At 70.1% G+C, this 14,349-nt stretch carries 10 protein-coding genes; 4 read left to right on the top strand and 6 right to left on the bottom strand.

What is annotated here, in order from left to right; translation table 11 throughout:
- Nucleotides 1-67: 67 nt before the first annotated feature.
- Genes L2Z93_RS06020 through prpD form a run of 4 tightly spaced genes read right to left on the bottom strand, consistent with a single transcriptional unit; the run spans nucleotide 68 to nucleotide 7,006 of the window.
- On the bottom strand, nucleotides 68-3,454 hold the full coding sequence (locus tag L2Z93_RS06020; RefSeq protein ID WP_090585600.1) for a pyruvate carboxylase: 3,387 nt from the start codon (nucleotides 3,452-3,454) through the stop codon (nucleotides 68-70).
- A gap of 8 nt (nucleotides 3,455-3,462) precedes the next feature.
- On the bottom strand, nucleotides 3,463-4,587 hold the full coding sequence (locus tag L2Z93_RS06015; protein ID WP_090585284.1) for a bifunctional 2-methylcitrate synthase/citrate synthase: 1,125 nt from the start codon (nucleotides 4,585-4,587) through the stop codon (nucleotides 3,463-3,465).
- Nucleotides 4,584-5,501 carry a methylisocitrate lyase gene (gene prpB / locus L2Z93_RS06010; protein ID WP_090585286.1) on the bottom strand — a complete coding sequence of 306 codons (918 nt, stop codon included), beginning with the start codon at nucleotides 5,499-5,501 and terminating at the stop codon, nucleotides 4,584-4,586. The genes L2Z93_RS06015 and prpB overlap by 4 nt, the downstream gene beginning before the upstream one ends.
- Nucleotides 5,501-7,006: a 2-methylcitrate dehydratase PrpD gene (gene prpD, locus L2Z93_RS06005; RefSeq protein WP_162561852.1), complete on the bottom strand. Its 1,506-nt coding sequence runs from the start codon at nucleotides 7,004-7,006 to the stop codon at nucleotides 5,501-5,503. Before prpD ends, prpB begins: the two co-directional genes overlap by 1 nt.
- Before the next feature lie 119 nt (nucleotides 7,007-7,125).
- Between prpD and L2Z93_RS06000 the strand changes: the two genes are divergently transcribed.
- The 4 genes from L2Z93_RS06000 to L2Z93_RS05985 all read left to right on the top strand — a co-directional run bounded on the left by L2Z93_RS06000 (nucleotide 7,126) and on the right by L2Z93_RS05985 (nucleotide 11,146).
- Entirely contained in the window at nucleotides 7,126-8,535 is a 1,410-nt protein-coding gene (locus L2Z93_RS06000) for a short-chain fatty acyl-CoA regulator family protein (RefSeq protein ID WP_193438923.1), read from the top strand.
- An 84-nt stretch (nucleotides 8,536-8,619) separates the two neighbouring features.
- Nucleotides 8,620-9,537 carry a metal ABC transporter substrate-binding protein gene (locus L2Z93_RS05995; protein WP_090585292.1) on the top strand — a complete coding sequence of 306 codons (918 nt, stop codon included), beginning with the start codon at nucleotides 8,620-8,622 and terminating at the stop codon, nucleotides 9,535-9,537.
- Nucleotides 9,534-10,280: a metal ABC transporter ATP-binding protein gene (locus tag L2Z93_RS05990; RefSeq protein WP_090585294.1), complete on the top strand. Its 747-nt coding sequence runs from the start codon at nucleotides 9,534-9,536 to the stop codon at nucleotides 10,278-10,280. Before L2Z93_RS05995 ends, L2Z93_RS05990 begins: the two co-directional genes overlap by 4 nt.
- Nucleotides 10,277-11,146: a metal ABC transporter permease gene (locus L2Z93_RS05985; RefSeq protein WP_090585296.1), complete on the top strand. Its 870-nt coding sequence runs from the start codon at nucleotides 10,277-10,279 to the stop codon at nucleotides 11,144-11,146. Before L2Z93_RS05990 ends, L2Z93_RS05985 begins: the two co-directional genes overlap by 4 nt.
- 6 nt (nucleotides 11,147-11,152) lie before the next feature.
- Here L2Z93_RS05985 and L2Z93_RS05980 read toward each other — a convergent pair whose 3' ends face one another.
- Nucleotides 11,153-12,913: a proline--tRNA ligase gene (locus L2Z93_RS05980; protein ID WP_090585298.1), complete on the bottom strand. Its 1,761-nt coding sequence runs from the start codon at nucleotides 12,911-12,913 to the stop codon at nucleotides 11,153-11,155.
- 15 nt (nucleotides 12,914-12,928) lie between these two features.
- The gene (locus L2Z93_RS05975) at nucleotides 12,929-14,299 is read right to left on the bottom strand and encodes an alpha/beta hydrolase (RefSeq protein ID WP_234785977.1); all 1,371 of its coding nucleotides are present in this window, start codon (nucleotides 14,297-14,299) and stop codon (nucleotides 12,929-12,931) included.
- Nucleotides 14,300-14,349: the final 50 nt, after the last annotated feature.

The following is a 14,349-nucleotide window of genomic DNA, read 5'->3' as shown; positions in this document are numbered from 1 at the left end:
CACCCGCACAGAGCAGCTCCGGTGACGTCGGCGTTCCCGAACCGACGGGGCAGGCTGAACACCCGGCCTACTTGATCACCAGGAGCAGGTCCCCACCCTCGACGGCCGCCGCGGTCGCGGTGACTGCGGCGCGGATGATCGTGCCGGCCTTGGGCGCGGTGATATTGGCCTCCATCTTCATGGCCTCGATCGTCGCCACGGTCTGCCCGGCTTCGACGGTGTCGCCCTCGGCCACCGCCAGCGCCACCGTCCCGGAGAACGGCGCGGCGAGGTGGTCCGGGTTGGACTTGTCGGCCTTCTCCGCGGCGGGCACATCGGCGGCGATGGAGCGGTCCCGGACCGTGATCGGGCGCAGTTGGCCGTTGAGCACGCACATCACCGTGCGCATGCCGCGCTCGTCGGGTTCGGAGATGGCCTGCAACCCGATCAGCAGCTCCACGCCCTTGCCGATGCGGACCCGGTGCTCCTCGCCCTGACGCAGGCCGTAGAAGAACTGGTTGGCCGACAGTTGGGTGGTGTCGCCGAATTCCTCACGGTGCGCCTCGAATTCGGCGGTGGGACCCGGGAACAACAGGGTGTTGAGCCGGGACTGCCGGGCGAGTCCGGGGTGGCTGAGGCGCTGCAGGTCGTCGTCGGTGAGCTGCTGTTCGGCGCGGCCGGGCCCGCGGCCTTCGAGCACCGTGGTGCGCAGCGGTTCGGGCCACCCGCCGGGCGGGTCGCCGAGTTCACCGCGGAAGAAACCGACCACCGAATCCGGGATGTCGTATCGGCCCGGGTCAGCGGCGAACTCTTCGGCAGTCGCGCCCGCCCCGACCAGCGCCAGCGCCAGATCGCCGACCACCTTCGACGACGGGGTGACCTTGACCAGGTGCCCGAGGATGCGGTCGGCGCCCGCGTAGGCGTTCTCGATGTCCTCGAACCGGTCGCCCAAACCCAGCGCGACGGCCTGCACCCGCAGGTTCGATAGCTGCCCACCGGGGATCTCGTGGGTGTACACCCGACCGGTCGGCGACGGCAGTCCCGCCTCGAACGGCGCGTACACCCGCCGCACGGCCTCCCAGTACGGCTCCATCGAGCACACCGCGGCCAGGTCCAGGCCGGTGTCGTACTCGGTGTGCGCGGCCGCGGCGACGATGGAGCTCAGCGCGGGTTGGCTGGTGGTGCCGGCCAGCGGCGCGGCGGCCCCGTCGACGGCGCTGGCGCCGGCCTGCCAGGCCGCCATGTAGCTGGCCAATTGGCCGCCGGGGGTGTCGTGGGTGTGCACGTGCACCGGCAGATCGAAACGGGACCGCAGTGCCGAGACCAGCGTCGCCGCCGCGGGCGGGCGCAACAGACCGGCCATGTCCTTGATCGCCAGCACGTGCGCGCCGGCGTCCACGATCTGTTCGGCCAGCCGCAGGTAATAGTCCAGGGTGTACAGCGACTCGTTCGGATCGGACAGGTCACCGGTGTAGGACATGGCGACCTCGGCGACCGTCGTGCCGGTGGCCCGGACGGCGTCGATCGCGGGCCGCATCGACTCCACATTGTTCAACGCGTCGAAGATCCGGAAGATGTCCACTCCGGTGCGGGCGGCCTCGTCGACGAACGCGTCGGTGACTGCCACCGGGTACGGCGTGTAGCCGACGGTGTTGCGGCCGCGCAGCAGCATCTGCAGGCAGATATTGGGCATCGCCTCCCGCAGCGAGGCCAGCCGCTCCCACGGGTCCTGTTTCAGAAAGCGAAGGGCCACATCGTAAGTCGCGCCGCCCCAGCATTCCACCGACAGCAGTTCCGGGGTCAGCCGCGCCACGTGCGGAGCGGCCCGCACCAGACCGCTGGTCCGGATCCGGGTGGCCAGCAGGGATTGGTGGGCGTCGCGGAAGGTGGTGTCGGTGACCTTCACCCCCGGGGAGTCGCGCAGCCACAACGCGAACCCCTCGGGCCCCAGCTCGTCGAGCCGCTGTTTGGAACCCGACGGCGGTTTGGCGTCGAGGTCCAGCTCGGGCAGCTTGTCGCGCGGGTACACCTTGGACGGTTGGGAGCCGTGCGGCTTGTTGACGGTGATGTCGGCGAGGTAGTTGAGGATCTTGGTGCCGCGGTCGGCGCTGGTCCGCGCGGTCAGCAACTGCGGGCGCTCATCGATGAACGACGTCGTCACCCGCCCGGCCAGAAAATCCGGGTCCTCCACCACGGCCTGCAGGAAGCCGATATTGGTGGACACCCCGCGGATCCGGAACTCGGCCAGCGCGCGGCGGGCCCGGCGCACCGCGGTGGCGAAATCCCTTCCGCGGCAGGTCAATTTCACCAGCATGGAGTCGAAGTGCGCGCCGACCTCGGCACCCAGGTTGGCCCCGCCGTCCAGCCGGATGCCGGCGCCGCCGGGGCTGCGGTAGCCGGTGATGCGACCGGTGTCGGGACGGAACCCGTTGCCCGGGTCCTCGGTGGTGATCCGGCACTGCATCGCCGCGCCGCGCAGCGTCACGGCGTCCTGGCTCAGGCCGAGGTCGTCGAGGGATTCCCCGGCGGCGATCCGCAGCTGCGAGGACACCAGGTCGACGTCGGTGACCTCCTCGGTCACGGTGTGCTCCACCTGGATGCGCGGGTTCATCTCAATGAACACATGCTCGCCGCGTTCGTCGAGCAGGAATTCCACCGTGCCGGCGCAGGTGTAGCCGATGTGCCGGGCGAAGGCGACCGCGTCGGCGCAAATCCGTTCCCGCAGCGCGGGATCCAGGTTCGGGGCGGGGGCGAGTTCGATGACCTTCTGGTGCCGGCGCTGCACGCTGCAGTCCCGTTCGAACAGATGGATGACGTTGCCCTGGGTGTCGGCGAGGATCTGCACCTCGATGTGGCGCGGGTTCAGCACCGCCTGTTCCAGGAACACCGTCGGATCCCCGAACGCCGATTCTGCCTCCCGGCTGGCCGCCTCAATGGCGTCGGCGAGGTCCTCCGGGTCGGCGACCCGTCGCATACCGCGCCCACCGCCACCGGCCACCGCCTTGACGAACAGCGGGAGGCCCACCTCCTGCGCGGCGTCCAACAGCGTCGGCACATCGGCCGACGGCGCACAGGAGCGCAGCACCGGCAGCCCGGCCTCCCGGGCGGCGGCGATGGCGCGAGCCTTGTTGCCGGTCAGTTCCAGCAGTTCGGCCGACGGCCCGACGAAGGTGATGCCGGCGTCGGCGCAGGCCGCCGCCAACTGCGGGTTCTCCGACAGGAATCCGTACCCGGGGTATACCGCGTCGGCGCCCGCGGCGACGGCGGTGGCCACGATCTCCTCGACGTTCAGATACGCCCGGACCGGGTGGCCCTCCTCGCCGATCTGGTACGACTCGTCGGCCTTGGAGCGGTGCACGGAGTTGCGGTCCTCGAACGGATACACCGCGACCGTGGACACACCCTGCTCGAACGCCGCCCGGAACGCGCGGATAGCGATCTCACCGCGGTTGGCGACCAGCACCTTGGAGAACATGGACCCCACTATCCCAGGGCGCGCTGCGGCGGGCCGGCGTATTCGCTCAGCGGGCGGATCAACGCATTGGCCGCGGTCTGCTCCATGATGTGCGCGGTCCATCCGGTGATCCTGCTCATCACGAAGATCGGGGTGAAGCTGCCGATGTCGAAGCCCATCAGGTAGTAGGCGGGCCCGGTCGGGAAGTCCAGGTTGGGCTTGATCTTGGTGGCCGCGTACATGGCGCTCTCCAGCACCTCGTAGATGTCGACCCAGTTCTGCCCGTCACGCACGGCGGCCACACGCAGCAGCGATTCCTTCATGGTGGGCACCCGGGAGTCGCCGTTGCGGTACACCCGGTGCCCGAAGCCCATCACCTTCTCCTTGCGAGAAAGCTTGCCGTGCAACCACTCCGCGGCACGCTCGGGCGTCCCGATCTCCAGCATGTCGTGCATGACGGCTTCGTTCGCCCCGCCGTGCAGCGAACCTTTCAGCGCGCCGATGGCGGCGGTGACGGCACTGTAGATGTCGGACCGGGTGGAGGTCACCACCCGGGCGGCGAAGGTGGAAGCGTTGAAGCTGTGCTCGGCGTAGAGCGTCATCGAGGCCTCGAAGGCCTTGACGATCTCCGGTTCGGGCGCCTCGCCGAAGCACATGTGCAGGAAGTTCTCCGCGTAACCGAAGTGGCTGCGCGGCGGGATCGGGTCCAGCCCGCGCCGGCGGCGCATATCGGCGGCGACGATGGTCGGCAGCACCGCGAACATCCGGATCGACTTGGCCAGGTTGGCTCGCGGGCTGGGATCGTCCTCCTCGGAGTCCTCGGCGCCCAGGTAGCTGATGGCGGTGCGCACCACGTCCATCGGGTGGCAGGTCTCGGGCAGCTTGGCCAGCAGCGCCTGCATGGAGCGGTCGATGCGCCGCGAGGCGCGCTCCTGCTGGCAGAATTCGGTCAGCTGCTTCTCGGTCGGCAGCTCACCGTGCCAGAGCAGGTAGGCGACCTGCTCGAAACTGCAGTGCGCGGCCAGGTCCTGCACCGGGTAACCGCGGTAGGTCAGGGTGTTGGTCTCCGGCACCACCTTGGAGATGGCGGTGGTGTCCACCACCACACCGGCCAGGCCCTTGTAGATCTTGGGGGTGTCGTCGGTGACGGTCATCGCTGTGCTCCCTGCAGTGCGAAGTTGTAGATGTCGCTGTCGAATTCGTTGTAATCGGCGTAACGCAGCAGCTCGTAGAGCCGACTGCGGTGCTGCATCTGATCCAGCAGTCCGGATTGCGTTCCGGTGGAAGCGATTTCGCGCAAGCCCTGCTCGACGGCGAACATCGCCAGCCGCAGGGTGGTCACCGGGTAGATGACGACGTTGTAGCCGAGGTCGGAGAGTTGACCGGCGGTGAGCAGTTCGGATTTGCCGAATTCGGTCATGTTCGCCAGCAGCGGGGTGTCCACCGCGGCCCGGAACTGCGCGAAGTCGGCCGGGGTGTGCAGCGCCTCGGTGAAGATCAGGTCAGCGCCGGCGTCGGCGTAGGCCTTGGCCCGGTCGATCGCCGCGGGGATCCCTTCGATGCCGGCGGCGTCGGTGCGGGCGCAGATGACGAAGTTCGGATCGCGGCGCGCGGCGACGGCGGCGCGGATGCGTTTGAGCATCTCCTCCACCGGCACCACGGCCTTGCCGTCCAGGTGCCCGCAGCGCTTGGGGTTGACCTGGTCCTCCAGGTGGGCGCCCGCCAGTCCGGCGTCCTCCAGGACGGTGATGGTGCGCGCGGCGCTCATCGGCTCACCGAATCCGGTGTCGGCGTCGATGAAGGTCGGCAGGTCGGTGGCGGCGGCGATCTGCGCGCCCCGGCCGGCGACCTCGGTGAGCGTGGTCAGGCCGATGTCGGGCAGGCCGATGTCGGCGGAGAGCACCGCGCCGGAGACGTACACCCCGTCGAAACCGAGTTGGGCGACCAGCTTGGCGACCAGCGGCGAGAAGGCGCCCGGCATGCGTTGCAACGCACCGGATTCCAGTCCCGCGCGGAACGCGCGGCGCTTGTCCGCCGCCGACGCGGACGCGCCCAACAGGCCGCTCATCAGAAGATACCGGCGGGGATGGTCGGGGCCTTGTCCAGCACCTCGGGGCGCACCAGCACGTTGAGCCCGTCGGCGTTCGCGGCCGAGGCCAGACCGTCGACCGCGGCCAGGAATCGTTGCTGCTCATCGCCGTCGACGACGCCGTCGGAGAGTTCCAAAAACTTGTTGACGTACTGCGGGCGGGCGAAGGGCCGCGCGCCGAGGGGGTGCGCGTCGGCGACAGCGAGTTCGTCGGTGATGACCTCGCCGCTTTTCAGGGTGATCACCGCGCGGGCGCCGAACGCCTTCTCGGCCGGGTCCAGGCTGTGGTAGCGACGAGTCCACTCCGGGTCCTCGACGGTGGAGATCTTGCGCCACAGCTCGACGGTGTCGGGGCGGTGCGCCCGCCCCGGAGCGTAGGACCGCTCGTGATGCCAGGCGCCGTCCTGCAGGGCGACGGCGAAGATGTAGGGCACCGAGTGGTCCAGCGTCTCCCGCGACGCGTCCGGATCGAACTTCTGCGGGTCACCCGAGCCTGTGCCGATGACGACGTGGGTGTGGTTGCTGGTGTGCAGCACAATGGACTCGATCTCGCCGGTGTCGCCGACGCGTTCGCGCATCCGGCGGGCCAGGTCGATCGGCGCCTGGCTCTGGTACTCCGCGGAGTGCTCCTTGGTGTAGCTGTCCAGGATGGCGCGCTTGGGCTCGCCGGGGGCGGGCAGCGGCACCTGGTAGGTGTGCTCGGGGCCTTCCAGCAGCCAGGCGATGACGCCGTCCTCGCCCTCCCAGATGGGGGCCGGGGAGCCCTCCCCGCGCATGGCGCGGTCAACGGCCTCGATGGCGACCTTTCCGGCGTACGCCGGGGCGTAGGCCTTCCAGCTGGAGATCAGGCCCTTGCGGGATTGCCGGGTGGCCGTCGTCAGGTGCATCGCCTGCCCGATGGCGTCGTAAATGGTCTGCTCGTCGAGGCCCAGCATGGTTCCGATGCCGGCGGCTGCCGACGCGCCAAGGTGGGCGACGTGGTCGATCTTGTGCTTGTGTAGGCAGATGCCCTTGACCAGGTCGATCTGGATCTCATAGGCGGTGGCCAGTCCGCGGATCAGGTCGACGCCGCCGACGCCGAGGTGCTGGGCCACGGCCACCAGCGGGGGGATGTTGTCGCCCGGGTGGGAGTATTCGGCGGCCAGGAAGGTGTCGTGGAAGTCCAGTTCGCGCACGGCGACGCCGTTGGCCCAGGCGGCCCACTCCGGCGAGGAGGCCCCGGCCACGCCGAACACCTTCGCTCCGTTGCCGGTCCCGGACGCCGGGTGCGCCTGGGCTTGCACCCGGGCGACGGTGACCGGCCGGCGGATCACCGAGGCGGCCGACACCGACGCGTTGTCGATGATCCGGTTGAGCACCATCTCGGCGGTGTCCTCGGGCACGGCGACGGGGTCGGCGGCGACCCGGGCGATCTTGGCGGCGAGGTGGTCTTGCTGCGGGAAGTCTTCGGCACTCCGGCGGGTGCGAACGTCGTGGATCTGCATAATTCGCACCGTACGCAGCGCTCAGATCAACCGAAACCCCCGGTAAATGCGTATTTTTGTGTCCATTTCCGCCAGTGTTTGCGAACCTTGCGTAAGCATCCGGGCGTAAGGTGCGGATTGTGGCGAAGACATTCGCCGGCGCCCGGCTGCGGCGCCTGCGCGAGGAACAGGGGCTGACCCAGGTCGCTCTGGCGCACGCGCTGAATCTCTCCACCAGCTACGTCAATCAGCTGGAGAACGACCAGCGCCCGATCACCGTGCCGGTGCTGCTCTCGCTCAGCGAGCGCTTCGGCCTGCCGGCCGGCTATTTCGCCCCGGACTCCGACGCCCGGCTGGTCGCCGACCTGCGCGATGTGCTCGACGCCCCGGCGGTGACATCCGGCCAGATCGAGGAGCTGGTGGCCCGGATGCCGGAGGTGGGCCAGGCCCTGGTGAGCCTGCACCGACGGCTGCACGACGCCAACGCCGAGCTCGAGGCGTTGCACGGCGCGGCGCACGGCCACGTCCCCGACGGCTCGCAACCCATGCCGTTCGAGGAGGTCCGGGACTTCTTTTACGACCGGAAGAACTACATCGGCGAGCTGGACCTGGCCGCGGAGTCGCTGTTCACCGAGCACCGGATGCAGGTCGGCGAGTTGGACACCCGGCTGGTGGAGCTGCTCGATGACCAATTCGGCATCCGCGCCGCCCTCGATGACACCTTGCCGCCCAATGCCAAGCGGGTGTTCGACCCGCAGAGCCGCACGGTTCGGCTGGCCCGCTGGCTGCAGCCCGGCCAGCGCGCCTTCCAACTGGCCACCCAGATCGCGTTGCTGGCCTACGACGAGCTGATCACCGCGATCCTGGCCGGCGACGACCAGCTCAGCCCCGATGCCCGCGGGGTGGCCCGGATCGGCCTGGCCAACTACTTCGCCGGCGCGCTGCTGCTGCCGTACCGCCAGTTCCTGGACGCCGCCGAGACGCTGCGCTACGACATCGACGCGCTGGCGCGCCGCTTCCAGGTGGGCTTCGAGACCATCTGCCACCGGCTGTCCACCCTGCAGCGTCCGGACGCCCGCGGGGTGCCGTTCATCTTCGTCCGCACCGACAGCGCCGGGAACATCTCGAAGCGGCAGTCCGCCACCGCATTCCATTTCTCCCGGGTGGGCGGCAACTGCCCGCTGTGGGTGGTGCACCGCGCGTTCGCCCAGCCGGGGGCGTTCCTCACCCAGGTGGCCCAGATGCCCGACGAGCGCAGCTATTTCTGGATCGCGCGCAGCACCACCACCGAGCCCAGCCGCTACCTGGGGCCGCAGAAGAGTTTCGCGATCGGTCTGGGCTGCGATGTCGCGCACGCCGAGCGACTGGTGTACGCGGCCGGAGTGGATCTGACCGACGCCGAGGCCCGGGTTCCGATCGGCGCGGGCTGCAAGATCTGCCAACGACCGGCCTGCGCGCAGCGCGCCTTTCCCTACCTGGGCCAGCCGGTGCGGGTGGATCCGGACCTGAGCACGGACCTGCCCTATCCGCCACTCTCGGCGCAGCGCTGAGTTGCCCGAAGCGCCTCCCGAGGACTATTTTCGGTCGACCGAATCTTTTGATTCGCTGCGGCCAACAACGGGGCGGAGGTAGAAATGTTCGCACGCACGCGACGGCGGCTGACCTGCGCGATCGCCGCGCTCGCGGTGTCCGGGGCACTGGCGTCGTGCGCCCCCGAGGACACCGACGCCGAAGAACGCCCGACGGTGCTGACCACGTTCACCGTGCTGGCCGACATCGCCGCCAACGTGGCCGGCGACCACCTGCACGTGGCGTCGCTGACCAAACCGGGGGCGGAGATCCACGGCTACGAGCCGACCCCCGGCGACATCCGCCGGGCCGCCGGCGCGGCGCTGATCCTGGACAACGGCCTGAACCTGGAGGCCTGGTTCGACAAGTTCGTCGACGGCATCGACGTGCCGCACGCGGTGGTCAGCGACGGGGTGGATCCGCTGCTGATCGCCGGCAGCGAGCACCCGAACCCGCACGCCTGGATGTCCCCGCTGAACGCGCAGATCTACGCCGACAATATCGCCGACGCGTTCGCCGAGCTGGACCCCGACCGCGCGGCGGACTACCGCGCCAACGCCGCCGCCTACCGCGGGAAGCTTCAGCAGGTCAACGACACCCTCACCACCGCGCTGGCCGCGCTCCCGGAGAACCAGCGCGCCCTGGTCAGCTGCGAGGGCGCGTTCTCCTATCTGGCCCGCGACGGTGGGCTCACCGAGCAGTACCTGTGGCCGGTCAACGCCGAGCAGCAGGCCAAGCCGCAGCAGATCGCCGCCGTCATCGACTTCGTCAAAGCCAACGACGTGCCCGCGGTGTTCTGCGAATCGACGGTCTCCGACGCCGCGATGCAGCGTGTGGTCGAGGCGACCGGCGCGCAGTTCGGCGGCACCCTCTACGTCGACTCACTCTCCGGCTACGACGGGCCCGTGCCCACCTACCTGGATCTGATCACCCACGACGTCAACACCATCGTGGCGGGACTGACCGGCGGCGACCGGCCGTGAACACCCCTGCGCTGCAAGTGGATTCGGTCACCGTCCGGTACGGACCGGTGCTGGCTCTGTCCGACGCCAGCCTGAAGTTGGGCCGCGGTCGGGTGTGCGGGCTGATCGGCATGAACGGCTCCGGGAAGTCCACCCTGCTGAAGACCATCATGGGCGTGGTGCGCCCGGATCGCGGCTCGGTGCGCATCTACGGCGGCGACCCGCGCGCGGCGCGCCGGCGCGGCGCCGTCGGCTATATGCCGCAGAGCGAGAACGTCGACTGGGCGTTCCCGGTGTCGGTCCGCGAGGTGGTGATGACCGGCCGTTACGGGCACATGGGCCCCACCCGGCGGCCCCGGGCCGCCGACCGCGACGCCGTCGACCAGGCCATCGAGCAGGTCGAGCTGACCGACTTTCAGCACCGTCAGATCGGGCAGCTGTCCGGCGGGCAGCGCAAGCGCGCGTTTTTGGCCCGCTGCATCGCCCAAGGCGCGGACCTGCTGCTGCTCGACGAGCCGTTCGCCGGGGTCGACAAGCGCAGCGAGGCCACCATCAGCCGGCTGTTGCGGCGCCTCGCCGACGACGGGGCCAGCGTGCTGGTGTCCACCCACGACCTGCACGCGCTGCCGGACCTCGCCGACGAGGCGGTGCTGTTGATGCGCACCGTGCTGATGCACGACGACCCGGCGACCGTGCTGCAGCCGGCGAATCTGGCCCGCGCGTTCGGCCTCGACGTGCTCGACGACGGACGGGGCGCCCGATGACGGCGCTGTGGGAGTTCCTGGTCGAGCCGCTGCGGATGGAGTTCATGGTCCGCGCGGTGGCCACCACGCTGATCGCGTCGGTGGTGTGCGCGACGCTGTCCTGCTGGCTGGTGCTGATCGGCTGGTCGCTGATGGGCGACGCGGTCAGCCACGCGGTGCTGCCCGGGGTGGTGCTGGCCTATATCGCCGGGGCGCCGTTCGCGGTCGGCGCGGTGATCTTCGGGTTCGCCGCCGTCGCGCTGATCGGGCTGGTGCGCAACACCAGCCGCACCAAGGAGGATGCCGCCATCGGCGTGGTGTTCACCACCATGTTCGCCCTCGGCCTGGTGCTCATCTCGATCACCCCCAGCCAGATCGACTTGAACCACATCATCTTCGGCAACCTGCTGGGGGTCTCCCGCGCCGATCTGGCGCAGGTCGCGGTGCTCGGCGCGCTGGTGTTCACGGTGCTGATCGTCAAGCGCCGCGACTTCACCCTGTACGCGTTCGACGCCAGCCACGCGCACGCGATCGGGCTGAACCCGCGGGTGCTGGGCGCGACGCTGCTCGGGCTGCTGGCGCTGACCGCGGTGGTCGCGCTGCAGGCCGTCGGCGTGGTGCTGGTGGTGGCGCTGTTGATCACCCCGGGAGCCACCGCGTACCTGCTGACCAACCGGTTCTCCCGGATGCTGCTGATCGCGCCCGCCCTGGCGACGGTGTGCGGGCTGACCGGGCTGTATCTGAGCTACTACCTGGACACCGCCACCGGCGCGATGGTGGTGCTGGTCAACGGCGTCGCCTTCGCGCTGGCCTACCTCTTCAGCCCCAGCCAGGGCGTGCTGCCCCGGCTGGTCAAGCATCGATCGACCGCCGCAGCCCGCGGCTGAGCTCGACTATCCCAGCGCTGCGGCGATCTCCCCGGCCGCGCCCGCGCCCACCGCGATCTGGCGGGTCTCGCCGGTGAACCGGTTACGCAGTTCCATCGTGCCGTCGGCCCAGCCGCGGCCCACCACCACGATCCACGGCACCCCGAGCAGCTCGGCGTCCTTGAACTTCACCCCCGGCGAGGAGGTGCGGTCGTCCAGCAGCACGTCCAGGCCGCGGGCGTCGAGTTCGTCGGCCAGCGCCAGCGCGCCGGCGCGGGCGTCGGCGTCCTTGTTGGCGATCACCAGGTGCGCGTCGAAGGGCGACACCACCGACGGCCAACGCAGGCCCAGCTCGTCGTGGCACTGCTCGGCGATCACCGCGACCAGCCGCGACACGCCGACCCCGTAGGAGCCCATGGTCAGCCGCACCGGCTTGCCGTTCTCCCCCAGCACGTCCACGCCGAAGGTGTCGGTGTACTTGCGGCCCAGCTGGAAGATGTGCCCGATCTCGATGCCGCGGGCGCTGACCAGCGTCCCGGCGCCGTCCGGGGACGGATCACCCTCGCGGACCTCGGCCACGTCGATGACGCCGTCGCCGACGAAGTCGCGGCCGGCGACCAGGCCCACCACGTGCCGCCCGGGCGCGTCGGCGCCGGTGATCCAGGCCGTCCCGGCCACGATCCGCGGATCCAGCAGGTAGCGGACCTCGTTGTCGCGCAGCGCCTTCGGGCCGATGTAGCCCTTCACCAGGAACGGGTGCTTGGCGAAGTCGGCGGCCTCCAGCATGGCGAACTCGGCCGGCTCCAGCGCCGCCTCCAGCCGCTTGGCGTCCACCTCCCGATCACCGGGCAGCCCGATCGCCAGCAGCTCCCAGTCACCGCCCGGCGCGCGGACCTTGAGCAGCACATTCTTCAGGGTGTCGGCGGCGGTGACCTGCCGGTCGCCGAACACGCCGGCGTCGTTGGCCCATGACACCAGGGTGGCGATGGTCTCGGTGGCCGGGGTGTCGTGCACGACGGCCTCCGGCAGGCCGGCGATCTCCTCGTCGCCCAACGCCGGCGGCGCGGGCGTCTGCACGGCCTCCACGTTGGCGGCGTACCCGGACTCCAGGCAGCGCACGAAGGTGTCCTCGCCGACCTCGCTCTCGGCGAGGAACTCCTCGGACGCGCTGCCGCCCATCGCCCCGGAGGTGGCCGAGACGATCACGTAGCGCAGCCCGAGCCGGTCGAACATCTTCTGGTACGCGCCGCGGTGCGCCAGATAGGACCGCTCCAGGCCGGCGTCGTCGAGGTCGAAGGAGTAGGAGTCCTTCATGATGAACTCGCGGCCGCGCAGGATGCCCGCGCGCGGACGTGCCTCGTCGCGGTACTTGGTCTGCACCTGGTACAGGATCACCGGCAGATCCTTGTAGGAGCTGTACTCCCCCTTCACCGTGAGCGCGAACAGCTCCTCGTGGGTGGGGCCGAGCAGCATGTCGTTGCCGCGGCGGTCGGCCAGCCGGAACAGGTTGTCGCCGTACTCGGTCCAGCGGTTGGTCTGCTCATAGGGTTCGCGCGGCAGCAGCGCCGGGAACAGGATCTCCTGCGCGCCGATGGCGTCCATCTCCTCGCGCACGACGTTCTCGATCTTGCGCAGCACCTTCAGACCCAGCGGCAGCCAGCTGTACAGCCCGGGGGCGATCGGCCGGACGTAGCCCGCCCGGATCAGCAGCTTGTGGCTGGGAACTTCGGCGTCGGCGGGGTCGTCCCGGAGCGTGCGCAGAAACAGCTCCGACATGCGGGTGATCACAACGGATCAGCCTACTCACCCCGACGGGGTGTCCTGCGGCTGCGGCGCCGTCCCCGGCGGGGCCACCTCGGGCAGCCCGGGTGTGCCGAGCCGGCCGGCCAACCAGGGCAGCGCCCGGTCGAAGCCCGCCCCTGCGAACGTCCAGTCGTGCTTGCCGGGAATGACCTGCACCGAGCAGTCGATGCCGTGCGTCATTCCCAGCCGGCACAGCGTGTCCGCGGCGACGTCCTGGCCCTCCGGGTTGTCCAGGGCGTCGCGGCGGCGGGCCGGGTCCCCGGGCACCACGAACACCGCCGCCAGGTCGGCGTACCGGCCGTGGGCGCGGATCACGGTGGCCGGGTCGAATTGCGCCCGGCGCGCCTCATCACCGCCGAACAGCCGGTCCAGGGTCTGTTCCGGGGTGCCGGCGTTGGGGCGCAGGTCCCCGGCGATGTCGACGATCGAGCCGAACAGGTCCGGCCGTCGGGTGGCCAGGTGCGCCGCACAGGTGCCGCCCATCGACCAGCCGACGATCCCCCACTGCCGCGGGTCGGCGCTGGCCCCGAAGTCGGAGATGACGAACGGGACCACCTCCTCGGTCAGGTGGGTCGAGGCGTTGCCGCGGGGCCCGTCGACGCATTCGGTGTCGTTGTCGAACGCCCCGGTGGCGTCCGGGAAGACGAAGATCGGGGACATCCCACGGTGGGCGGTGGCGAAGTTCTCGATGATGTTCGACGCATTGCCGGCGCGCAGCCAGTCCGAGGGCAGGTTGAGTTGGGAGCCGAGCATCATCACCACCGGCAGCTCCGGCGGCGGGTTGGTCGCGAACCAGGCCGGCGGCAGGTACACCAGCTCGGTGCGGTGGCCGAACCCGGAGATCTCGGCGGTGGTCGTCACCGGCACCACCACACCGTGCTCGGGGCGTTCGCCGGACAGCTGCATGGCGGTGACGGTCATCCGGTCGGTCTGGCCGGGCAGCGGCGCGACGGTCAGCTGCGCCCAGGCGCTGTGCACGGTCGGGAAGTAGCCGACCCAGGCGTTGACCGTCAGCCCGATGCTGAGCACGCACAGCAGCGCCGTCGCGCAGGACAGCACCCCGGCCCGCCAGCCCGCCCAACGCCAGCCCAGCGCCGCGACGACCAGCCAGAATCCGCCGACGGCCAGCCACCACCACAGCCGGGCCGGGGCCGGGTCCCCGGTGATGCCCTCGTCGTGCAGATACCACGCCACCGACCCCGCGACGACGATCCCGGCCACCGCGGCGGCCACCGGAAGCCAGCGCGGCCAGCGCCGGCCGAATCGCCAGAGCGAGACGAGGGCGATGAGCAGGGCGAGCGCCTCGACCACGGTGGGCAACCAGCCGTGATCGAGGTGCTGGTCACCCAGGAATTGCCGAAGCCCCGTCACAACCAGCAGAAATTACCGGCGCTGGCTGTGAACGGGGCTTGCGACGCTCC

Origin of the sequence: Mycolicibacterium brumae (assembly GCF_025215495.1) — a bacterium.
GTDB classification, from domain to species: Bacteria; Actinomycetota; Actinomycetes; order Mycobacteriales; family Mycobacteriaceae; genus Mycobacterium; species Mycobacterium brumae.
The sequence above is the reverse complement of the archived record's forward strand: the minus strand, read 5'-3'. Positions and strand labels throughout refer to the sequence as shown.